Origin of the sequence: Paenibacillus sp. MAHUQ-63 (assembly GCF_028765165.1) — a bacterium.
Taxonomy (GTDB): Bacteria; Bacillota; Bacilli; order Paenibacillales; family NBRC-103111; genus Paenibacillus_E.
Map to the genome: position 1 here is coordinate 768,936 of NZ_JARADB010000001.1, position 24,233 is coordinate 793,168.

The window sequence follows — 24,233 nt, forward strand, 5'->3', positions numbered from 1 at the left end:
CTACAAATCTCCAAAGTCAAATTCACCAAGCTCATCCAACTTCTCCTTCTCTTCCTCGCTTAGAGGCTGCTGTAAGACAGAGCCTGCCGCCACGGAGCCGACGCCCCATATGTCGCCCATCATTTCGGCCACTGCCGCTTTCTCCCTGGGCTCGAACGAGCCGAAGGCCCGGCGCAGGAAAACGAGCGAACGATGGAAGGCTTCCTTATCCAGCGAACCGATATAGCTATCCAGCTGCTGCCACAGCGTAACTCTTGAGAGCAGCGCATACCGGTTGCGCATGGACATGCCCTCGAACCAACCCGCTCCCAGATCGGCGGGTATTCCCGGCGAAAGCCGCCGGGAAACTTCCCTGGCAACGCGTTCCTCAGGAATTTCATTACGTTCCAGCAAAAGGGCGAAGGCGAAGCCGGACAGCTTGGCATTGCAATCATCGCGTGAAGCCAGCTCCTGCAATTTGGCCAGCCATAAGCCGTCATCGACGACGTCGTAGTGGTCACCGGCAACGGCATGCAGCGATTGAATCGCCCGAACCATGCCGTGGGCGGCATCGTCATTGCAGCTTGAAGCGCCAGCAAGCAGCAGCGCTCCGCGCAGGAACAGCTGCCGGAGCAGCGGCAGGAGCTCCTCCGTTTCAATCCGGCGGATCGAGCCGTAACGGATCAGCACCGACAGTTCATAGACGGCCGCCGCCACCTGCTCGAAGCTGCCCGCATCCACCGCTAGCCTGTGCAGTGCGGTTATTGCCCGCTCCATCTCCTTCGTTAGAGCGCAGTCGCAGGCAATGCGAACGATACGGGATGCTTCGGCGATATCTGCGCAGCATTCGAGCTGCTCCTTCAGCACGAACGCCGCCGCCAGCTCAATCGTCTCCCCTTTCAGCGTCGACTCCACGACCTGAATTTCCGCTTCCGGCGTCCACTGCAGCACCCAGTGCTCCGCCCATGTAGCGGAATCCTGGTTCACCCTTTGCGGCTTGGCGAAGCGAATGCCGAGCAGTGTAAGCCGCTGCAGGAGAACGGAGCGATTCAAGTCCAGGTACGCCGCTTCCTCCGATTTCACCCTGCGGTTCTCGCGCAAATCCAGCTCCAGCGTCGCTGCTACGGCCGACTTGTACTTCTCCAGCTTAAGCCGCTTCAGTTGTCTGTTCAGATCGTCCTGAATCGGCGTTTGGCTAACGCCTTCCGGCAGCCTCCCGATCGCCGTGCCGACATCCGTTCTGGCCAGCGCTTCCGCGATGGTCGACAGCTCGCCATAGCCGAGGCATACGACCGCGGCATCACGTAAATCCTTCCAGGTCGGAAGGCTCCCTCCGTGCAGAGCGGCCAGCGCTTCCGCCATCCTCACGCCCTCGATGAGGGAAGCTGTCGATCTGTAGTTGCCATGCTTTCTCAGATAAGCGGCGACTTGGGAGAAGTACAGAGCCGGAAGTCTATGGAGATCCCCCCGCTGCAGGCATTGCCAGAAGAGCTCGAAGTAAGCCGGCGCCTGATTACCTGCCCCATAGCCGGAATGCGACGAAAGCTTGTAGTAGGAGTAAGGCATTAACGTCAATTTCGCCTTCGTCTTGGGCAGTCCCTTCCACTGTTCGTCCGTCATCGCCGGGAGGCGATGATCCATAGCCGAGGCATGATGCGCGCCGGTCACGACGACGATTCGCTGCGGGTCATGGCCGGATGCGATGGCTTCCCGGATTCGGCGCCGCATATAAGCTTCCCGAATTTCGTTATATGCCGCCTCCTGCGGGGCATGCTGCATTTCGCCCGGGGAGGTGAGCTCCCGCATCTGCAGGGAAAACCGGTAAATGCCTTGGCGGTAAGCATCTTCGTGCAAATTATGCTCGAAATGCCGTTCCCAATAGGCCTCATAATCCGGCTCTCCGGACAGCTCAGCCAGCTGCCGGTACAGATCGTTCTGTTCGTGAGCATAGGCTTGAAAGCTCTCCGAAGGCACCTGCTGCCTCAGCTCATACAAAGCCAATGCCTGCCCGGCGGGGAGATCGATGAAGGCTGCCTCCGCACCGTGCCGGCTCGCCCAGCGGAAAGCTTGATATTCCGGCGAATATTCGGCGTACGGGTACAGCAAAGTTCTTACCGGCAGCGTATCCGTATAGGCCAAAATGGCCACCGGCGGACTGACGTCGTCCGCCGTGAGCTCGGCGATGAGCGGGCTCGCGTCGCTCGGCCCTTCCACCAGGACGGCCGTAGGCTTGACGGCATCCAGGAAAGCCAGCAGATGATGCGCGCCGCCAGGCGACAGATGCCGAATTCCGAAAACATGAAATCCCGAGCCGTCCGCTAGTTGTTCATCTCCGAGCACGCGAAGTACAGATTTCTCCATGTCGATCCCCGCTTTTTCATCACATTTTCCAAATATTCCTTCCAGACCAGACGATCCTTCTCCTCGTCTTTCACGATAGCCCCTTGCAGCCCGGCGGCAATATCCTCCTCTTCAATCCTGCCGCTGCCAAAGCTGCCCGCCAGCGCCATGCTGCCGGTCAGCAGCGAGATCGCTTCCGCCGTGGAGATGACCCCGCTCGGCCCCTTCACCTTCTCCTTGCCGTCCAGCGACATCCCGCTGCGCAGCTCGCGGAATATCGTCACCACCTTCCGCACGGCCTCTTCGTCGGGCAGCGCTGCCTTCAGCTCATAGCTGACCGCTATTTCGCCGACCCGCTTGCGCACGATCTCCACTTCCGTCTCCATATCCGCAGGCGGCGGAAGCACGATCATATTGAAGCGGCGCTTCAAGGCCGCCGACATGTCATTCACCCCGCGATCGCGCGTGTTCGCCGTTGCAATGATGGAGAAGCCTCTGGCGGCGAACACTTCCCGGTTCAGCTCGGGAATCGCTATCGTCTTCTCCGAGAGGATGGAGATCAGCGCGTCCTGCACCTCGGAGGCGCAGCGGGATATTTCTTCGAACCGGGCGATTCCGCCGGTCTCCATCGCCCGGAAGATCGGGCTCTTGATAATCGCCTGATCGGACGGCCCCTGCGCCAGCAGCATCGCATAATTCCACGAATAGCGGATATGCTCCTCGCTTGTGCCTGCCGTACCTTGGATAACCCGGCCCGAATCCCCGGTTATTGCAGCCGTCAAATTTTCCGAAAGCCATGACTTGGCCGTACCCGGCTCCCCGATCAGCAGGAGCGCCCGATCCGTCAGAAGCGTGGCGATCGCCATCTCGACGAGTCTTTTGTTTCCGATGTATTTCGGCGTAATGTTGACTCCCCTGACTTGGCCTCCCGTCAGAAAGGTCAGAACGGCTTTGGGAGACAGCTGCCATCCGGCCGGTTTCGCGTCCTGGTCCAGTTTCTTCAATGCCTCCAGCTCTTCCGCGTACAGCCGCTCGGAGGGCAATCTTACAACATCCTGCTTGTGAGCCATCCCCATAATCCCTGTCCCTTCTTTTCCTGATTTGAGCTGTCCGCTTGCTCCTGTTCCGCCTCCTGCGCGGAGGCGACGGTTTCCGCAATGTCCAGCAGCTGATTTCTTATTCCTTGGTACGATAAACCTTCTGCGAACCGCTGTAAGCTAGGCGCATAAGACTTGGGCAGCAGCGAAAGCAGAGTAAGCTGAAGGCGGTCCAAATAATAAAACGGCTTGTTTCCACCCTTTTCCAGGATGTCCATGAGCAGCCTCGGCGCCTCCGGATGCTGCTGACGGAACAGCACGAGCAAGAGATGAACCGTCTTCGCCGTGTTGAAATTAGGCCGTTCCTCGCATTTGGCGACGATAAATTTCGTCACCTTCGGATCGGGCTCCCGGGCGAACCGGCAGACCAGCTCCACTTCGTTTAACTTGATGAAGAGATGCACCCATCTCGGATCCCATCTACTCTCTTCGAAGTCTTCCTGACCATACAGCTGTTCATGTATCGAAGGGGTCTCATCGTAGAGTACCCGAACCAGTCCCTTGGCAGCGGGAGATTTGAGGTCCTTGAGCTCGCGGGCGAAGCGGTCGTATACAGCCTCTGGAGGCAAAATGCGCAGAGCCGCCCGAAAGCTGTACGGAGTAAATTTGCGGTCGCATGCTTCATACAGCGTAACGGCCACACGGTACGCCTCCGGCATATCCAGTGCCAGCAGCAGGTCGGCGGCCTCCTCTTGTACGGCATCCGTCTCCGGTAAGAGGAAGCCCGGCGACGATAGCAACTTCTCCAGGAAGTGGACGACTTCCGGCACTCTCTTGCCACGCAGGCTGCGAATGTCAGCCATCAAATGCTGGGCTGCGTCCTTGACGTTCGTTCCCTGAACGATGCGCGCCAGCATGCTGTCGGCTTGCTCTAGAACGGCGAGCGTCAATCCCCCGGCTGCGCATAGTTGAACCGGCTCGATCGCCAATTCCTGATCTTTGGAGCCCAGCGCCTTGTACAGACGGGCGGCGGCTTCGTCCGTGCCAAGCCGTGATAGAGCGTACAGCGCCGCCTTACGGATCTCTTTCCTCTTGTCGTCCGCGTACCCCATGATCAAATCTTCATGCTGCGGATAATAGCCAAGCCTTTCAACTGCCGCCGCCCGCACTTCAATCGAGCCTTCCGCCGCAGCTTCAAGCAGGAGCTTCTCGCTTTCCCAGGCAGGCAGCCCGGCATGCAGCAGCTCTAACCGGCGGGCATCGCCTCTGCCGCCATCCCGGTTGAACTGCTGCCGCAGTGCGGGGAGCGCCGCAGCGCCGATTGAGGGCAGCACTTGACGGTGCAGGAATTCAGGAATCTCCGCGTAGCTGTCGTCTAACGCAGACACTGCTGCGGGAATCACGCGGAGATCGTGAAACAGTCCCTCATCGTATCCGATCCGCAGCTGCTCCATTCGGCCCTGGCCTTTCTGTGTCAGTGCCTCCTTGAGCGGATGTAGCTTGCGGTAAGGGATGGAGGCAGGCAGTGGCGCAGCCGTTGCTGATGCTGATGCTGATGCTGATGCAACGGGTTCGAGCGATTCCTTCGTCTCCGTTCTCCCCTGCGTATACAGCACCGAGTTCAGCAGCATGCCCAGCTCCAGCAGCTTCCCGGCCGAGCCGCTCGCTTCCGTCTCCAGCACTTGGCTGACAGCTTGCGCCATTCGTTGGAACACCGGAGCGGACTCGCCCAGCGACTGCAGGCGGGGAAGCATCTTCTGCAAGCGCAAATCGCCCGCCGCCATACCGCTCCCCGCAATAAACAAGCGCCGCACCTCATGCTGCAGCTCATACAAAATGTCTATGCTCATGGAATCGTCTCCTAATTCTCATCATCAATACAGCAGGCGAATGATGGCAGTCGCCGTTACAATGCTCAGAGGCTGCGCTTCCAGCCGGTTATGTTCACGGTTATGCTCGAACATAACCACAATCGCTTGGTCATGCAGGCTGGACTCCTGCAGTAAGGTCAGCAAATGCATGGTCGGCTCGCCGAGATGCGGAATGTCCGCCAGAGGCAGCTGCTTCCCCTGCTGATCCAGAAGCACGAAGCCCGAACCGCTCCTCATCATCTCGGCGAACCGCAGCAGCATGACCGGATGCTTGTCGGACAGCGGGTTCTTGATTTGATTCTTCACCAGCTTCACGACTTCCGGGAAAGACGGACGGGCGGAGGCAATGACAGCTTTATAATCGTCTGCAACGGCTTCCCGGTAGGTCGCTTCTTCGAAGCGCACCCTCGCATTCAGCTCTCCTGGGTATTGGGCCAAATCCTTCGCTTGGACGACTTGGAAAACGGAATCTTCCTCGCGTATGTATTTCACCGCACGAAACGGTCGGTACGTTCTCGTGAGGTGTATGTGTCCGGTTTGGAGATCGGCCCAATAGCCCTCGTCGATATATTCGCCTCTCGCCTGATCCGCGTACGAGCGGAAGAAGAGCTGAAGCAGCTCCGCCCTGCTGCGAACGCGGCCAAGCTCTCTCAGCTCCGCGAGCTGCCAGGCATGGCCGATCCATTCCTCCAGCGTGGACTCGCTGTCAACCGGCGCATCGGGATTCTCCAATCTCCCGCCTAAGTACTCCTTGCTTTTCTTGATCAGCGCATGGAGCGTTGTCAACTGCTCAATCGCGGCGGGGTATGCCGCTTCGCGATTGTCTTCGGCTCGGAATCGCTGCGTCAATTCCCGCAGTTGGGACTGAATGCCGGGAATGTAATAATTGCCGAGCTGCTTCGCTTGATCTTCAGCGGTTTGCAGCCCCTTCTTGTCCAGGGAGCCCAGCCCTGACGTGACCAGCTGCAGAATGAGCTTCTCAGCGATGCCGATCCCTTCGAGCTGAGCGGCTATCTTCTTCGTGAGGGTCGCTTTACTCGTTTTGCGCTTGGTGGCCGTTGCGGCTGCGGCAGCCGTTGAAGATGTCGATGCAGTCGAAGCTGTCGAAGCTGTCGAAGCTATCGAGGCCGCCCGGCTCGAGGCATCCGTCCCGACAGCGGCGGCTTCCTTCCTCTTCTCCTCCCGCTTCTCGGCCTTTTCCCTTTTGTCGGCGATATCTGGGGGAATAGGGGCTGTGACGAACGTTTTCCCTGAGGTAAATGCATACATCAGCCCGAGATTGTGCTTGCATGGAAACTGACGGCTTGGGCAAGTGCAGCGGAACACAGGACTTCCTTCCTTGAGCGCATCGACCGAACATTTATAGGGCTCCTTGCCGCTGCCTTTGCATTCCCCGAAAATGATCGTTCCGTCTTCCGAACGGCAAAGCAGCGGGAAGCTGTTTTTCTTCACCAAATCTTTGCCATTCTTGATCGCGCTGCTGTTAAGCGCCAGACTATCGACATAAGCTTCCGTTAAATGATTCATCTTCTACCCCTCATGACTTGGTATAGAAACTGTTTCCACGCAGTTCCTAATTTTCCTTTTTCATGGGTATGGCTTTTCCGCCTTAATTAGAACGAAAAAAACCTGAGATACGGTCTCAGGTTGGATTTTCTAAAAGGCGTACGGCTGGCAGGTGCAAAGAGCATATTTGCTAGGGGAACACGTGCGGTTGTTAGGCAGTAAGGAGTAGCGAGGTCATTCCGGCGCGGCAGCTTGTTTGGTGGATGTGTGCGACATTGAAGGAACAGGCATCAATGCGAGGATGGAGTTCATGCCGTGGTGGCAGGTAGATTGGGTTGGGAAGCTTGGCGGCGCGGGAGCGGAACGGAAATACAGGCCCTTATTTCAGTATAACGAGGGCCAATAGCCGCCGAAGCGGAAATAAGATGCGTTATTTTGCTGATTGAGCTGCGAAACAACCAAATTCAGCAAGGATAACGCATTGTATTTCCGCTTTACCTTCCAGAACCGCTAATTCAGCCGTATTAGCGAACTGTATTTCCGCTGGCGCGAGAGTCCAAGGGGGGAACATATGCGGTTGTTAGGCAGTAAGGAGTAGCGAGGTCATTCCGGCGCGGCAGCTTGTTTGGTGGATGTGTGCGACGTTGAAGGAACAGGCATCAAGGGTGTGAGGATGGAGTTCGTGCCGTGTTGGCAGGTAGATTGGGTTGGGAAGCTTGGCGGCGCGGGAGCGGAACGGAAATACAGGCCCTTATTTCAGCATAAAGAGGGAAAATAGCCGCTGAAGCGGAAATAAGATGCGCTATTATGCTGATTGAGCTCCGAAACAACCAAATTCAGCAAGGATAACGCATTGTATTTCCGCTTTACCTTCCAGAACCGCTAATTCAGCCGTATTAGCGAACTGTATTTCCGCTGGCGTGAGGGTCCTTTGGCCACAGAATTTCCAAGGGGGGAACACATGCGGTTATTAGTCAGTAAGGAGTAGCGAGGTCATTCCGGCGCGGCAGCTTGTTTGGTGGATGTGTGCGACATTGAAGCAACAGGCATCAAGGGTGCGAGGATGGAGTTCGTACTTGTGTTCGCAGGTAGATTCGGGCGGGAAGCTTGGCGGCGCGGGAGCGGAACGGAAATACAGGCCCTTATTTCAGTATAACGAGGGCCAATAGCCGCCGAAGCGGAAATAAGATGCGCTATTATGCTGATTGAGCTATGAAACAACCAAATTCAGCAAGGATAACGCATTGTATTTCCGCTTTACCTTCCAGAACCGCTAATTCAGCCGTATTAGCGAACTGTATTTCCGGCTGGCGCGAGAGTCCAAGGGGGGAACACATGCGGTTATTAGTCAGTAAGGAGTAGCGAGGTCATTCCGGCGCGGCAGCTTGTTTGGTGGATGTGTGCGACATTGAAGCAACAGGCATCAAGGGTGCGAGGATGGAGTTCGTGCCGTGGTGGCAGGTAGATTCGGGCGGGAGCTTGGCGGTGCGGGAGCGGAACGGAAATACAGGCCCTTATTTCAGCATAAAGAGGGAAAATAGCCGCTGAAGCGGAAATAAGATGCGCTATTATGCTGATTGAGCTGCGAAACAACCAAATTCAGCAAGGATAACGCATTGTATTTCCGCTTTACCTTCCAGAACCTCTAATTCAGCCGTATTAGCGAACTGTATTTCCGCTGGCGTGAGGGTCGTTTAGCCTCAGTATTTCCAAGGGGAGAACACGTGCGGTTGTTAGGCAATAAAGAGTAGCGAGGTCATTCCGGTGCGGCAGCTTGTTTGGTGGATGTGTGCGACGTTGAAGGAACAGGCATCAAGGGTGCGAGGATGGAGTTCGTACTTGTGTTGGCAGGTAGATTCGGGTGGGAAGCTTGGCGGTGCGGGAGCGGAACGGAAATACAGGCCCTTATTTCAGTATAACGAGGGCCAATAGCCGCCGAAGCGGAAATAAGATGCGCTATTTTGCTGATTGAGCTGCGAAACACTCAAATTCAGCAAGGATAACGCATTGTATTTCCGCTTTACCTTCCAGAACCGCTAATTCAGCCGTAATAGCGAACTGTATTTCCGCTGGCAAGAACCGTCCGCCGGATGAAGCTGCACGCCGAATGGCTCAGGCGAATGCCGCAATATTTTACTCATCAACTTGCTTAAAGCCGTCCGCTCCTTGTTCGTTAACACACAGCCGCCTCCTTCATAACTCATTTGGCGCCTTTAATCGCTGCAAGCGGCTTGCACTTGGCTACAACCTGAGCCAAACCGGCTCCTACGACGCTCTCGATGATTTGATCGACATCTTTGTATGCCTGCGGCGATTCATCGAGAATAGCTTCCAGCGATTTCTGATTGACGACGACCTCCTCGTCCGTCCCCACACGCATCGCGGAGGCGAATTCACTCAGCGTAACCAGCCGCTTCGTAGCCCCCCGCGAGCGGAGGCGGCCCGCTCCATGGCAGATGGAGTGAAAGTTGGCCTTGCCGCCCGGCGCGCCGACCATCAAGTAGGAGGCCGTCCCCATGGACCCCGGGATGAGCGCTGGGTGGCCGGTAGCCGCATAGGGCTGCGGATTGTCCGGATGGCCGGCCGGCAGCGATCTCGTCGCCCCTTTGCGGTGAACGAAGTACGATTCGCCCTCATGCCGCTCCTCCCAGGCATAGTTGTGCATCAAATCGTACAGCGTCGTCATCTCAAACTTCGAGCCGAAGACATCCTTGCCCGCTTCACGAATGGCATACGCAATAAGATGCCGGTTAACCACAGCATAATTCAGCGCGGAATACATCAAATTGACATAAGCTTCTGCAGCCGGATGGGCAAGCGGAGCAAACACGAGCTTCGGGTCCGCCGTCCCTAAACCAAGCGTACGCATCACCTTCTGCATGTCGCTGGTGCAGCTGAGGTTCACAGAACCTCCCCATGCGCGTGATCCGGAATGGATCATGACGGCCACCTGCCCGTCGAACAACCCCCATGCTTCCGCGACAGCCCGGTTCTCCTCGGCAATCTCTATCGCTTGGATCTCGGCAAAATGGTTTCCGTTCCCGAGCGTGCCAAGCTGGCGGTGCGACCGGTGCCAGACTGCATTCGGGAAACGGTTCAAATCATTTTCATCCACAGTAAATTTGCTGCATTCCACATGCGTAAGCGATGTCGCCTTCCTCGGCGTGTAGCCGTCCGGCACATATTTCTTAGGCAGCCCGTGCAAACCCTTGGTCACGACGTGCTCCAGGCGAATGTCCGAGAAATGCCCCCGGGCATGATCCTCGACGGGCAAATATTTCTCGATAGCCTTCACCAGCTTGCGGCGCAGCTTCACATCCTTGAGCTCATTCCGGTGCAGATTGGTCAGATGCACCCTCATCCCGCAGCCGATATCGCTGCCGACGATCGAGGGAGATACGTAGCCGTCATGGGTATACCAGGCGGCGGTCGTGCCGATGCAGGTTCCGATGCCTACGTGCACGTCCGGCGTATAGCTCATGAACCTTTGGTTCGGTATTTGCAGATTGTTGTTGGCCATCTGGAACACCTGATAGTCCAACGATTTAAACAGCTCAGGAGCTGCGTAGACATGTACAACCCCCGAAGGAAGCTGCACCTGATGTGTATAATTTTCTTTCATCTGTTTCTATCCTCTCTATGAACCCCAAACCTCCTTCAGCGCTTCGCGGAACAAAGCATCGAGCGCTGCGTCCTGCTGTTCTCCCGAAACAGCCGTATGTTTGGCGGTTTCCTCATAATAAGCAATTTGCTTTTCCAAAAAATCGTGGATCGCCGATATTTTCGGTTCCAAATCGAATTCCACACCGGCTTTTTTGCGCGCCAGTAATGTATCGATGTCTTCCTTCAGCCTGGATTCTGGGAGCACGCCCTCCACCAGCTGTTCAAAGGCCATCGGCGGCATACCGCCGTGCCTCTCGATCCACATGCACGCCAGAATCGGGCGCAGCACGTAGAAATACTTTTTGATTTTGACAACATCGCCCTGCAAATAGTCCCGGAAATTCCCTTTCGCCATATGCAAGTAGTGGTACATACTCGAACGCGGGGAAAAGGTAAGCGGAGATAACCGGCGAATTTGCTCTGTGATGCCGTACGGCTCGATGTAAGCGATCGGCGATTGCAGCCATTCCAGCAGGGGAGGATTCGATTTGCGGAACAAATTCAGCGCCTTCTTCACATCCCAACCGTTCAAGTCGAGAAGATCGCTGATCGGACGCTCAATGACGTCCCGTTTCTCGAAGATGGACAAATACCAGTCCACCGGTCTTACATAGATGAACCGCACGTCATAATCGCTGTCTTGCGACGGAAATCCCCATGCCCGGCTGCCTGACTCACAGGCATATATGATCTTGACGCCTTCTGTTTGCTCGATAAGCTGAAGCTGATCTTTGATTGTAGCTGTATCCAATGTCATGGGACTCACCCTTTCTTCGTTAATTAGGTAGGAACGCCAAAAAGCCCTAGACCGACATCGTCTACGGCTTAACATGTGCAATGCACGGAGGCCACTCCGCGGAGTGCCTGCGCTGCTATGTCAAACGTGCGTGCGAGACCGGTGGTATACCGCTTGCTTCAATTGTCAGATTACGAATTCGATTGCGAATCATAGCCATCGGCCCCCTTTCCATTCATTTACAAACATCATACGAGTCAAACCTGCTTCGCGTCAATCCGCCCGGGGCGGAAAGATTGGTTATACTTATTTTCTTCAGGATTTCAGCATGTATCCTATCTATAAGCCTGTATTGGCTTTAACCAGAATTTCATCATATTTCGCATCGGCGCGCTTGGAGGAAAGCAAGGTGCCGACGATAGCTCCCAAGAAGCCTAAAGGAATGGAAATAATCCCCGGGTTAGTTAGCGAAATTAGCGGAGTTCCGACCAAGATCGCTTTGCCGGCAACCGGATCCCAGACGTTGGGGCTCACGATAACTAGGATCAGAGCGCTGATTAAGCCGACGAGCATTCCCGTCACGGCACCGGCCGTATTAAATCTCCGCCAGAACACAGTGAACACGAGCACCGGCAGATTGGCGCTTGCGGCAACGGCAAAGGCCAAAGCGACCAGGAAGGCGACGTTCATTTTCTGGGCGAACAACGCCAGAACGATGGAGATCAGCGCAACACCGACGGAAGCGAGCTTCGCGGAAACGACCTGCTCCTTCTCTGTCGCCTTCCCCTTACGGACGATATGGCTGTAGAAATCATGTGCGAACGCCGAGGCGGCAGACAGAACGAGTCCGGCCACGACGGCAAGAATCGTAGCAAAAGCTACGGCCGATATAAAAGCAAAGAGGAAATCCCCGCCCAGCGACTTCGCCAGCAGCGGCGCCGCCATATTGCCGGCTGCGTTCGCCGCGACAATGACGTCCTTACCGACGAATGCGGCGGCACCGAAGCCCAGGAACAGCGTCATGACATAAAAGATTCCGATGACCCACGTCGCCACGACGACCGATTTCCTTGCCGTCTGAGCATCTTTCACCGTAAAGAAGCGGATCAGAATGTGAGGTAAGCCCGCTGTTCCAAGGACGAGCGCCAGATTGAGCGATATCGTGTCAAGACCGTTCGTGAACTTATTGCCGGGGTTCAAGAACGCTTCCTTGAGCGGCGTCGCCGTTCGCATTTGTTCGAACATGTGCATCACATTGAAATCGAACTTGGCAAAGACGATTAACGAAATGATGAACGTACCGGCAATAAGCAGCACGCATTTGATTATCTGCACCCAGCTCGTCGCCGTCATCCCGCCGAACACGACGTAGACCGTCATCAGCAGCCCGACGATTAGGACGGATGTCATATAATCCAAGCCGAGCAGCAGCTTAATCAGCGCTCCCGCTCCGACCAATTGAGCGATCATATAGAAGATCGAGATCGTAATCGAATTGAGTGCGGCCACACCGCGCACCTTTTTATTGTCGAAACGGGCCGCGATCATATCGGCCATCGTATATTTGCCCAAATTGCGCAGCGGCTCGGCGATCAGGTACAGCACGACGAGGTAGGCGACGAGAAAGCCGATGCTGTAGAAGAAGCCGTCGAAGCCGAAGAGCGCCACCATCCCGGCAATGCCCAGGAACGATGCCGCCGACATGTAGTCGCCGGCGATGGCAAGCCCGTTCTGCCATCCCGTCAAGCCGCCTCCGGCCGTATAAAACTCGCTGGCGGTCTTCGTTTTTTTGGCTGCATAATATGTGATGACCAGCGTTCCCGCAACAATGACCAGAAATAATAAAAATGCCGTATTCATCGCTTACCCCGCCTTTCTCTGATTGGCCGTTTCCGTTTCCGCTTTAATTCGATCGGATAAAGCATCGAACTCGGCGGCCTTGCGCGAATACAGCGAACACAGCACCCAAGTCATAATGAATTGCGCAAAAGCAAATAACCACGCCCATGTAATCGAGCCAATCGCAGGTTCATTCAGCACTTTCGTATAAGAGGTCATAATTGGGAGTACGAAGTAAAACACCAGGAAGAAAATGGACATCGGTAAAATAAATCGCTTTTTCTTGGCAAGAAGCTTCTGGAAAGATTCGGATCTTACAATTTCACTATAACGATTGTGGTTATGCTGCTCTTTCATACAGTCCCTCCTGAATGATACAATCTCGTGATTCCGCAGTTCTTGTAAGCGCTTTATCATTTTATCACGAGCCGTCTTCTCCTGTTCGTTTCCCGGCGCGAAACGTCGGTAATCGTTCCTCAAACAGCAGAAAACAACCTTGAACCGTTCAGGCCCAAAGCTGCTACCCGCCTTCCAGCCGCCGGATCAGCTCCTTGGCGGCCACTCTCGATAACGGAACCCGGTTGCGCTTCGCATCTTTCAGAATGACATTGTAAGCGCCATTGAACCATGGCTCGATTTCATCGATGAAATCCATATTAACCAAATAGCTGCGATGCGTGCGAAAAAAAGAATACCCGACCAGCTTGTCTTCCAGCTCCTGCAGCGTCTGTCTCGTCGTGTGCATCTGCCCGTCCGACAAATGAATCCGCGTCAGCTTCTCCTCCTTCACGGCAAAGCTGATCTTCACCGGCTCGATCACGACCATGCGGCTGCCGTCGTCAACCAGCAATTTCGGCTTCGCCGCAGGCGGGGCGGGAATAACAGCCGCTTGGGGCGGCGCTGCCATCGCAGCCCGCATTTTGCGGATTCGCTGCAGCGTGAATCGCAGGCGCTCTTCGTCATATGGCTTAAGCAAATAATCGACCGCCTCCTGCCTGAACGCCTCGACGGCATATTGCTCATAGGCCGTTGCAAACACCACGAGCGGTTTGGGCGTGAAGGCCATCAAGCTCTGCGACGCCTGCACCCCGTCCAATCCCGGCATATGAATGTCGAGGAAAACGACATCCGGCTTATGTACGCTCGCCAGTTCAAGCAGCTGCGCACCGTTCGTGGCTGACGGAAGGAGCTCGACGTCCCGCTCCTGCGACAGCAAATAGATCAGCTCCTCGCGAGCCAGTCTCTCATCCTCGGCGATCATCACTTTCATATCAGGCTCCACTCCTTTCATCCGGGTAAGGAATTATGCAGTCGATGCGTGCGCCTCCGCCCGGCGGATTGCTGAACCGGAGGCATGCCTCCGGACCGAACAAGGCGATCAGCCGTCGGTTCACATTGAATACGCCCAAGCCGGTGCTGTCACTGTTCGTAATCGGTGAATGGCCTAATACCGTCCGCACCTCAGGCGGAAATCCGTTGCCGTTGTCCATAACCGTTATCTGGACGCCGTTCTCCGCTCTCCTTAGCTCTACATGAATTTCGCCTCTGTCCGTCCTTCCCTTAAAACCGTGGTTAATGCTGTTTTCGACGAGCGGCTGAAGCGTAGAAGGCGGTATGCCGAGAGACTCCAAACCGGGCTCGCACCCGCAATGGACGTGCAATTGATCCTCGAAGCGGATATTGACAATGTCCAAATACGTTTGCAGGTGCTCCATTTCCTTATACAGCGGGACGAGCGGAGATTGGGTCAGCGTCAAATTCATCCGCATATACGTCCCCAGCTTCACCGTGACCCGCCTTGCTTCCTCCGGCTTGATGCGAATCAACGTCACAATGGCATTGAGCGTATTGAATAGAAAATGCGGATTAATTTGAGCCTGCAGCGCCTTGAGCTCCGCCTCCCTCATCAGATTTCTCAAATGTTCGGTTGTCGCCATATCCAGCTGGATGGATACCAGCTTGCTGAGACCTTGGGCGAACGCTTCCTCTACCGGGCGAATCTGCCGGGCGCTCTGATAATATAATTTGATTAACCCGGCCACCTGTCCCCCGCTGCGGAACGGAACAATCAACGCAGCGCCGATGGCGGGATGGTGCGGTTGAATTTGCTCCTTCCTGACGGCGATCTGGATGACTCCGGTTTGAATAGCCCGCAAAGACAGCTCCGTGACGATCCGCTCGCCTTGTACGTGCCGCATCGACCCGAGCCCCACGTGAGCCAAGATTTTCTCTGTATCCGTAACCGCCACCGCATTCGCATGAAGCTCCCGGCGCAAAATATTCGCCGTCGCTTCGGCCGTTTCGAACGTCAAGCCCCTCTTCAAATACGGTAACGCCATCTCCGCGATATGGAGCGCCCGCTGCGTCTCGGAAGCCGCCGCCCTCTCCTCCTCCTTCATGGCCGCCAGAATCATCGCCACGAAGATGCCGACCCCGATGCTGTTCGCCACAACCATCGGAACCCCGATCCCGTCCACCGTATGGATCGCAAGCGGCGAAGACTCATTGACGATGAGAATAACGCCCATCTGCAGAATAGGGGCGAACACGCTGATAAACAGCGCCTTCACCGGTGCGATCACCCGTTCCTCCGCGAAAAAGCGCGCCACGAATCCGGCTAGAAGCCCGATGATCGGCGTGGACCATACATCGGCTGCGCCCGTCACTCCGCCCAGCCAATAAGCATGAATCCCCGATATAAGCCCCGCTCCCGTGCCCACGAAAGCGCCTCCAAGAAGTCCCGCAACCATCACGCCGATCAGCGCGGAATCGGCCATCGCTTCATGGGCGTTCAGGGAACGGACGAAGAAGGTCGAGTCCAGCCCGCTCTCGGTAACCACAACGCCTGCGTAAGTACCTGCGATGCTGATCAAGCCGAAGAACAGGGAGAACGTCACTCCTGTCCGCAAGTCCAACCGCCGGTCAAGCAAATACCGGAACTGGGGGATCCTGGTCAAGATGAACGTCAGCAGCAGCAAAATCCCCATCCGCTCGATGAGCAAGAGCGTGATATGTTCCATCCTTTTCCCCCTTCGCTCCGCTGCAATTATCACCATTATAACCGGAAAACGGGCCGAAAGTAAGAATGCCGGCGCCGGGACGGTATGCCAACAACAAAGAAAGGCGCCCGCGCGGGCACCTCTCCGATTAACGATCTGGATGAGCTCGTTAATGAAATTATGAATTTTGCTGCTCCATTGCAAGGCTCAGCGTTATCGTGACGTTATTCTCCGTGTCCAGCACAACCGCATGCGGATTCTTCATGCCGAAATCGTCAAACGTAACCACCGCGGTGCCCCCCATATTAATAATGCCTTGATTGTACGCAGCGTCCGTCTTGAACGTGACGTCCTTGGAAATATCTTTGATCGTCAAAGTTCCCGTCATATCAAAAGAAACCTTTTCGCCTTCTTTCCATTCTTTCGGAAAATTATTGACTGTTTTCAGCTTGAATTTGGCTTCAGGGAACGTCTGGGCATTCAAGTATTCCGCCCCTTTGATATGGCCGTCCCTTTGGGAATTGCCGGATTGCAGCGCAGCGATGCCGACTACGGCGTCGGCCGCCATTTTCGCGGGATCCGCGCTATTCAGCGCCCACTTCCCCGCAACGGAGCTGCCTTCAAAATTCACTTGTTCCTTAGAGGTTTTCACCGTGAAATACACTTTCGAGTCCGGGCGGATGTTCCAATTTCCGTTCAGAGCTTCCCCGACAGGAGCCGAAGCCGCACTCGTCGTTGCAGCTGCCGCTCCCGCGGGGATTGCCTCTTGAATCGTCACATGGTTGCCTGCATAATAGTCGTAAGCATAATAAGCTCCTCCCAGCACTACAAAAGCGCCCACCGTCCATGCTGCAAGTTTCATTTTCATTATCCTGCCTCCTATCGATATTCATCTTTTCTGTAAGTTTATAAGCACACTACACCGTGTAGTGTTAAAAGCATAGCAAGCTAAACTGAAAATTAGCTGAATGTTACCTTAATTTTACATGAAAATTTAAAGCGGAAAACCTTTCCCCCTGTCCCTGGTCAATTTAATTTTTTACGCCCCTACCCTCACAATTCTCGTTCGCTATACCGAATATATGAATTGTACATAACAAGGGAGGAAATGACATATGAAAAAAACTTGGACCATCCTCGCATCCTGCGCGCTTGCAACAAGCTTGATGGCAGGATCGGCATTCGCGAAATCGGAGAACGGCAACAACGGCAGCAACGGCGACAACAAGCCGGACAAGAGCATTACGGTTGATGTGGACGTGAACGCGAATGCAGATGCAAGCGTAACATCCGACACGTACGGCAGCCATGGAAGCAATGGCTACAAAGGGCTTCTGAATGCAATCAACAATGTGAAGGACAAGCCTGCCGGCGCCGTCATTGCTGATCTTCTGTTGACGAAGTATGAAACGAAACTGACAGACGAGATGAAGGCTGAGCTTGAAGCGATTACTGAGAAGGATGCCGCATTGTCGGCCGTCGCTGATATTCTGGTTCAAAACGGCAGCGTAACGGAAGCCGTTTATGTTCAAAAAGAAGCGATCACGGCAAATGTGAAAAACATCGATTCTTACAAGAAGCTTGGAAAGTTATATGACAAATTGGGCAAAAAAGGCGTTAAGCTGTATGTCAACGGTGAAGAGCCAGCATTTGAAGTAGCTCCTTTCATTCGTGAAGGCAGCACGCTTGTCCCTTTCCGTGCGATTTCCGAAGCTCTGAAAGCAACTGTGAGCTGGGATCCGGAAGAGCGTTCCGTCACGGTAACGCGCGACGGTATCACAGTGAAGCTCTTCATCGATAGCAAAACCGCTACGGTGAACGGAAATGAAGTGACGCTGGAAGTTCCGGCGGCAATCGAGAACGGCAGCACGGTAGTTCCGGTTCGCTTCGTGAGCGAAGCTTTGAAAGCAGCCGTTAAATGGGAAGCCGAAACGCAATCCGTTGTCATTTACGAAGAATAGAACGTGCTTACCGAGCATAAAAACGTCAAACCCCCAGCCTTAGGCTGGGGGTTTGGCGTTTGGCGATCAATCCGCCTGACACTTCGGCGCGCCGGAACATCTGTCATGAGGCAGCACCATGGAGGCCTCCAATCTCTCACCCCGCAGCCGCTTGAACATCCGCTCGCACGAGCCGAATTCTGTCGCCGGGCGAAGTCGGAAGCTCGATCACATCGGCATGAATCGTCGATTCGCCTCCGGCCATCCGGCATACGGCTCCTTGCGGCCACGGATTGTACAGCTTCAGCGCTGCGCCCGCTTCGCTTTCAATCTCTACCCACCGCACCTCGCCGCCGGAGAAGGAAGCGCTGACGAGGAAAGCGCCAACCGCCCGTAAAGTGGCGAACTCGGCCTCTTGTTCTGCCGGCCAATTCGGGAAGAAACGCAGGATGCCGTTATAGCTTTGGAGCAGGCACTCGTTAATGACGACCGGCAGCGCAAAATTCTCGAACCATACGCCGACACGGCGCATGAAGTCGAAGCTGAGCGTGTCGCTGTACCTGCCTCCCGACAGCAGAACCCGGTCGGTGCACGTGCCGTTGGGCAGCATGCAGTAGCTGATTTGCCGTTTGAACCGCTCCAAATCGAGCTGCCCCAGACGCGCCCCGGCCAGGTGGTAGAACACCAGCTCGTTACCGCCTTCGTTGCGGTGGTTCCAATACGAGTTCACGGCGATGCGGTATTGATCTTCCGGCGAATGCAGTCCGTGTTCTTCCCCCGGGAATATCGTCATAATGCCGTTCGGCGTATTATAGACGACTTCGGGATCCTCTCCGGGCACGGAGACGAACACGGTTCCGCGCCGGGATTCGGCGGTCGGGTATTCCGGGAATTGGCGCAACAATTTCCGAACGCTGCCCAGCAGCTCCGCCTCCTCCTGCTCGACGCCGAGCACCTTGCAAGCTTCGGCATACGCATGGAACAGAAACTTCGTCAACGTCAGATCGACGAGACAATCGTAATTTCTCTTGAACCCGGGCGTCAGCTCATAAAGCTCGGGAACAACGGTGGGATACACATGGTACCGGTCATCGCCCCACGCCTCCCCGTGCGTATCCGGACGGTCCATGTAATCCGCCATGAACAGCACGGCTTCCTTCATCGGCACGAAGGCCCGGTTCGCCAAGAACTCCCGATCCATCGTATATAAGTAATGCCACCATAAACTTTGGACGGTCCATGGCGTCTCGCAAACCTCCCACCCCCAATGAGGCACCGGATACGGCATGAGGTTCATCTCGACCGGATAGGCGGAATGCGGATAATACGCGCCTCGCATGCCGTAATAATCCTTCGCCCACTTGCGGCTCACGGGAAGGATATGATCGACCATGTTGACATAAGCAAGATGCTTGTCGACATGGTTGCTGGAGAACGCGAGCCAGAACGGCTGCTGCGTGTTGTAATTCATATGGTAGTCGCCGTGCCACTCCGAGCCGATGGAGCGGTAGCTCCAGTTCGCGAACAAGCCGGGACAGGTCGCCTCCGGCTTGACGGAGCAGTGATAGAAATACAAGTTCCAATACCAGATCCGCTCCAGGAACTCATCGCCGAGCTTCACGCCCGAACGGCTCCAATAGTCGGCCCAGCTGCTTCGGCATGCGGCATATGCCTCAACCCAGCCCTCGGCAGCCGGTGCTTGAAGGACCGTCAGACCCTTCGCAACCGCTGTATCCGCCCCTTCCGCCAGCTCCACGCAGACGAGGAAATCCTCCGTGCCAAGCAAGCTTGCCTGCACACCGTCCTTGACATTATGCGCCGGTGCAATCGCTTCGGCTGTGCGAACAGCAAGGCGGAAAGCCTTGTCCTTGGGATGGCCTGTGCCGCCCTCCGACGTGAACGGAAGCGTCTGCCGGAAGAACAGCTGCCCCAGCTCGGCGGACGCCGCTTTCTCCGCCGGCGCAAACACCTTCGGCGTATCCGGGTCCGGAATGAGCTTGATTCTGTCGAACACGCCTCGCATAGAGGCAGAGTCTCCTGCAGCTCCCCCAGCAGCACCGGCCTCCGTTCCGGCAGCCACCAACCTCAGCCACATGCGGTCGGTATCAGGCTCGATGAACAGCTGCAGCGTGACCTCAGCCGCATCCGCTTTCATATAAACTTCACAGAGGCCGTCGTGAATATGCACTTTATGGCCCAGCACCTCCGCCCTGCGCCTGTCGTAGCCCAGCAGCAGAGAACCGCACGGCATGGGCCGGGGATACGGCTTGCGGTAGTTCTCCTGCGTCATATGGCAATATTCGCGATACCAAGCATGCTCCTGGAACGTATCCAGCTCTTGCGGAATCTGCTTCAACTGCTCGAAGACGTCTTGAAACGTGCCGATCTTGTCCGCGTTATCCTCGGCGATGCGAATGTCCCACACATTGTTATGTCCGAAATGGATGACGACCGCATCCGGACGCGTCGTCACGACGGCGCCCAGTCCGCCGTTGCCCATCAGCGCCCCTTCGAAGAAATCCGGCGCCGGCTTATCGTGAACGATCCCGTGCCGCTTCACTTGCTCGGTTGGATTCATCGTTTCCGCTCCCTTATGTGCCGCACGAAATCCCGCGCAGCCGGCAGGCTGCGCAGGACTTCGAATTCGGCGGCATTATTTTTTGAACGATTTATCGTAAGATTGCTGCATAATATCCAGGTACCGCTTCAAATTCAGTTTATTGAGGCCGGCGACGTAGGCATCCCAATCCTTGTTCAAATCTTTGGCGCCCGTAACGAACTGCAGCGCATTCTGATCGATGTAGTTTTTGATGTTCGTCTTGAGCATTGCCGCTTCGTCAGCCGTAGACGGATCGATCCAGATCGCCCAGTGCGGGAACACGTCTTTCGGCTGCTTACCGTCATAGAGATGGGTAGCTTCCTGCAATCTGCGCTCATAACCGGTCGTATCATAAATGTCGGTAGCCGCAACCCAGCTGTCACGGAACGCTTTGGGTTGGAAATATTGCGCCATCGCCCCCCATGCGGAGTTATGCGGAGCTTCGCCCGTCGGCGTCGGAATCGTCGCCAGCAGCGGAGACGCCGATTTCTCAACCGGCACGTCGCCATCCTTCGGCTTCCTCCAGTCTTTGCCTTCCTCGCCGAAGTGACCGCGAATTTGGCCTTCCTGGGAGAACATGTAATCCACCAGCTTCATGGCGGCGATCTGCGCTTCTTTGCTCGCTTTATTCGTCAGGACGAAGGTCGCGCCGGGGTCGCTCGGATAGTTATAAGTAGCGAAAGCCCCGTTCGGCCCTTTCAATGGCGGCACGGCATCATACGTTTTGGAAGCATCCGACCCTCCCGTTACGAAAATATAAGGGTGCATCGCTGCGCCGGAGCCCAAAATTTGCGCATCGGCATTGTCGCCGATTTTCTTATATGCCGTTGCATTTTGCGTGAATGCGCCTTTATCGATCAATCCTCCGTCATACAGGGACTTCACGAATTGCAAGCCTTGCTTCCACTCGCTTTTATCCGCCGCCACATCCACCTTGCCGTCTTTCAGAAGGAGATACGTACGGTCGTCATCATAGATGAAGCAGTTCATGAAATACGGGATGATATGAACCCCATAGTCTTCAATTGAACCGCTGAGCGGCACTTCGTCCGCTTTGCCGTTGCCGTTCGGATCCTTCGTCTTGAAAGCCTCAAGCACGTTCTTGTAATCGTCCAGTGTGGCGGGCATCGTCAGATTCAGCTTTTTCAGCCAAGACGAATTGATCCACATTTTGTTCGGATAAGAACAGTGGTAACACTCAACCAGCTGCGTTAGTCCATATATTTTGCCATCAGGGGCCGTATTCATCGCTTTAAAATAAGGGAATTTGTCCAAGGCCGCTTTCACATTGGGCGCATATTGGTTAATGAGATCGTCGAGCGGAAGGATGACGCCCTGCTGGGAATACCGCAGAATATCCGTTTGTGAGAATTTATCTACCCACGGAATCAGCATATACACATCCGGATAGTCGCCGCTGGCCAGCGAAATCTGCCTTTTCTCAGCAGCTCCGTCGAACGGAACCGTCTGCCATTCGAATTTGATATTAAATTTCTGCTCAGCCAATTTGGAAAAGCTGTTCGTCGCCAAATCCGTATTCGTGTCCTGTTGCGCGAAAATTTTGATCGGCACCGGCGCGCTGCCGCTCCCCGAGCTATTCGTTGTCGACTGTGCATCGGGCGAGTTCGTATTGGAATCTGTCCCGGATGTACAAGCGGTAAGCACCAAGCTGATGGTAAGCAGCATAATCCAGACTGTCGAAATTGTTTTTTTCAAATGCGATCTCTCCCTTTCATGTTCAAATGATAACCCCTGTATACGCTTTCCCGTACCGTACCCAAGTTCTCTTGGCCTCACCTCCTTTCCTGCCGGGCAGCCTAGCCCTTCACGGAGCCAATCAGCATCCCTTTCACGAAGTACCGCTGAACGAAAGGATAAATGACCAGCACAGGCAGGCTCGCAACGACAATAAGCGAATATTTGGTCAGATCGGCGAATTGCTGCCTTCTCAGCTGCTCAGCCGCATCGATGTTGCTGGACGCCGCCGAGTTCAAGATCAGAATACTGCGCAGAATCAACTGCAGCGGGTATAAGGATTGCGTTTTCAAATAGATCAATGCATCGAAATAAGCGTTCCACTGCCCGATCGCATACATCAAGATCAGCACGGCAATGATCGGCTTCGACAAAGGGATGACTACGCTCAACAGGAAGCGAAGATCGCTGCAGCCGTCCATTTCGCTAGCTTCCGCCAGCTCTTCGGGAATGGATGACTGAAAGAACGTTCTGGCAATGATGATTTGCCATACCCATATCGCTTGCGGAATCAGCAGCGCCCACCGCGTATCGAGCATACCGAGCTGCTTCACAACCAGATAAGTAGGAATCAATCCGCCGGAGAACAGCATCGTGAACGTAATGAACATCATGAGCGCATTACGGCCGAAAAAGGTTCGGCGCGACAACGGATACGCAAGTACGATCGTCAGCGTGACGCTGATTAAGGTTCCGATACAAGCATAAAATAACGAGTTGCCATAGCCTTGCAGTACTTGCGGATTGCTTAAGACGACCTTGTATCCGACAAAGGTCAGATCGACCGGCCAGAGCCAAACCTTGCCCGACGAAACCGCAAGCGGGGAGCTCAGAGACGAGCTGACAATGAATATGAGCGGATAGAGGACGGCGACCAGCACGATGCCCAGTAGGGTATACACCCCCGCAAGGAACAACCGGTCTCCCGTCGATTCGCGAATTCCGCGACCTGCCTTGATCATAAGGAAGCCTCCTCTCTTGTTACCATAGACTTGTACTGGAAATTCGTTTGGCGATCGCATTCACGATTAAGAGCAGAATCAGATTCACGATCGAATTGAATAAACCTACAGCCGTGGCGAAGCTGAAATTGGCATTGAGCAGACCTATTTTGTACACGTAAGTCGCGATGATTTCAGCCGTTTCCAGATTTAGCGGATTTTGCAGCAGGTAAATTTTCTCGAATCCGACCGACATGATGCTGCCGACGCTCAGTATCAAAATAATAACGGCCGCAGGCATGATGCCGGGAATGTCAATATGGATGATCTTCTGAAAACGGGATGCCCCGTCCACTTTGGCCGCTTCATACAGCGACGGATCTACCCCGGCGAGCGCCGCCAAATAGATGACGGCCGAGTAACCGGCTCCCTGCCATACGTCGGAGAACACGTAGACACTGCGAAACATACTCGGAATGCCGAGAAAGTTGATCGATTCCAGGCCGAAGCTTTGAAGTAAAATGTTGATCACGCCGAGTCTCGGCGATAGGAGCAGCATGATCATCGAGACCATGACAACCGTTGAAATGAAGTAAGGCGCATAAGTCACCAGCTGAACCGTTCTTTTGAAAATACCGCCTCGTATCTCGTTCAACGCCAAGGCCAGCAGGATCGGAACGGGGAAGCCGACCGCTATCTGGTACAGGCTGAGGACCAGCGTATTCTTAATGAGCGTCCAGAACTGCGGGTTATTGAAGAAGAGGCGAAAGTGCTTGAGCCCTGCCCAAGGGCTGTCCCAAATCCCTTTGACGACGCTGTAATCCTTGAAAGCAATGACCGCATTCACCATTGGAATGTACTTAAAGATGAGGAAGTAAAGAATACCTGGAATAATGAGCAGATAAAACTGCCAATGCTTCCGAAAGCTTCGCTTCATCTCGGTCCATAGCGAAGCTTTCTTCGCAAGACTAGGAGCGCGCGTTTCTCTGACTGCTGCTGTTTCCAAAACCATCCCTCCTGTTTGGTAG

Annotated in this window: 17 protein-coding genes; 1 reads left to right on the forward strand and 16 read right to left on the reverse strand. The window is 54.9% G+C overall.

Annotated features, from left to right (window positions below):
• The 12 genes from PUT07_RS03460 to PUT07_RS03515 form a co-directional block, all read right to left on the reverse strand.
• Entirely contained in the window at nt 1-2,340 is a 2,340-nt protein-coding gene (locus PUT07_RS03460; RefSeq protein ID WP_274466383.1) for a DUF5682 family protein, read from the reverse strand.
• On the reverse strand, nt 2,298-3,389 hold the full coding sequence (locus tag PUT07_RS03465; protein WP_274467446.1) for an ATP-binding protein: 1,092 nt from the start codon (nt 3,387-3,389) through the stop codon (nt 2,298-2,300). Before PUT07_RS03465 ends, PUT07_RS03460 begins: the two co-directional genes overlap by 43 nt.
• Complete coding sequence (locus PUT07_RS03470) at nt 3,365-5,206, reverse strand: HEAT repeat domain-containing protein (RefSeq protein ID WP_274466384.1); 1,842 nt, start codon at nt 5,204-5,206, stop codon at nt 3,365-3,367. Before PUT07_RS03470 ends, PUT07_RS03465 begins: the two co-directional genes overlap by 25 nt.
• A gap of 24 nt (nt 5,207-5,230) precedes the next feature.
• Nucleotides 5,231-6,754 (reverse strand): SWIM zinc finger family protein, encoded by a 1,524-nt coding sequence (locus PUT07_RS03475; RefSeq protein WP_274466385.1) that lies wholly within the window; start codon nt 6,752-6,754, stop codon nt 5,231-5,233.
• A gap of 2,015 nt (nt 6,755-8,769) precedes the next feature.
• Nucleotides 8,770-8,913: a hypothetical protein gene (locus PUT07_RS03480; protein WP_274466386.1), complete on the reverse strand. Its 144-nt coding sequence runs from the start codon at nt 8,911-8,913 to the stop codon at nt 8,770-8,772.
• A gap of 20 nt (nt 8,914-8,933) precedes the next feature.
• On the reverse strand, nt 8,934-10,355 hold the full coding sequence (locus tag PUT07_RS03485) for an RtcB family protein (protein ID WP_274466387.1): 1,422 nt from the start codon (nt 10,353-10,355) through the stop codon (nt 8,934-8,936).
• 15 nt (nt 10,356-10,370) lie between these two features.
• Entirely contained in the window at nt 10,371-11,153 is a 783-nt protein-coding gene (locus tag PUT07_RS03490) for a nucleotidyltransferase domain-containing protein (protein WP_274466388.1), read from the reverse strand.
• 318 nt (nt 11,154-11,471) lie between these two features.
• Entirely contained in the window at nt 11,472-12,992 is a 1,521-nt protein-coding gene (locus PUT07_RS03495) for a solute symporter family protein (RefSeq protein WP_274466389.1), read from the reverse strand.
• Between the two features lie 3 nt (nt 12,993-12,995).
• A complete protein-coding gene (locus PUT07_RS03500; protein ID WP_274466390.1) occupies nt 12,996-13,328 on the reverse strand; it encodes a DUF485 domain-containing protein in 333 nt (110 codons plus the stop codon).
• Between the two features lie 163 nt (nt 13,329-13,491).
• Nucleotides 13,492-14,241, reverse strand: a complete 750-nt coding sequence (locus tag PUT07_RS03505) for a LytR/AlgR family response regulator transcription factor (RefSeq protein WP_274466391.1) — start codon at nt 14,239-14,241, stop codon at nt 13,492-13,494.
• 1 nt (nt 14,242) lies between these two features.
• Entirely contained in the window at nt 14,243-15,991 is a 1,749-nt protein-coding gene (locus PUT07_RS03510) for a LytS/YhcK type 5TM receptor domain-containing protein (protein ID WP_274466392.1), read from the reverse strand.
• Between the two features lie 157 nt (nt 15,992-16,148).
• Nucleotides 16,149-16,838 (reverse strand): YceI family protein, encoded by a 690-nt coding sequence (locus PUT07_RS03515; RefSeq protein ID WP_274466393.1) that lies wholly within the window; start codon nt 16,836-16,838, stop codon nt 16,149-16,151.
• Between the two features lie 247 nt (nt 16,839-17,085).
• Between PUT07_RS03515 and PUT07_RS03520 the strand changes: the two genes are divergently transcribed.
• Nucleotides 17,086-17,931 carry a stalk domain-containing protein gene (locus PUT07_RS03520; protein ID WP_274466394.1) on the forward strand — a complete coding sequence of 282 codons (846 nt, stop codon included), beginning with the start codon at nt 17,086-17,088 and terminating at the stop codon, nt 17,929-17,931.
• A 136-nt stretch (nt 17,932-18,067) separates the two neighbouring features.
• Here the strand turns inward: PUT07_RS03520 and PUT07_RS03525 are convergent, their stop codons facing one another.
• The 4 genes from PUT07_RS03525 to PUT07_RS03540 all read right to left on the reverse strand — a co-directional run bounded on the left by PUT07_RS03525 (nt 18,068) and on the right by PUT07_RS03540 (nt 24,217).
• Nucleotides 18,068-20,488, reverse strand: coding sequence for a glycosyl hydrolase family 95 catalytic domain-containing protein (locus PUT07_RS03525; RefSeq protein WP_274466395.1), 2,421 nt, complete (start codon nt 20,486-20,488; stop codon nt 18,068-18,070).
• A gap of 75 nt (nt 20,489-20,563) precedes the next feature.
• On the reverse strand, nt 20,564-22,225 hold the full coding sequence (locus PUT07_RS03530; protein WP_274466396.1) for an extracellular solute-binding protein: 1,662 nt from the start codon (nt 22,223-22,225) through the stop codon (nt 20,564-20,566).
• Nucleotides 22,226-22,326: 101 nt separating this feature from the next.
• A complete protein-coding gene (locus tag PUT07_RS03535) occupies nt 22,327-23,226 on the reverse strand; it encodes a carbohydrate ABC transporter permease (protein ID WP_274466397.1) in 900 nt (299 codons plus the stop codon).
• A 19-nt stretch (nt 23,227-23,245) separates the two neighbouring features.
• Nucleotides 23,246-24,217 (reverse strand): ABC transporter permease, encoded by a 972-nt coding sequence (locus PUT07_RS03540; RefSeq protein WP_274466398.1) that lies wholly within the window; start codon nt 24,215-24,217, stop codon nt 23,246-23,248.
• Between the last annotated feature and the right edge of the window lie 16 nt (nt 24,218-24,233).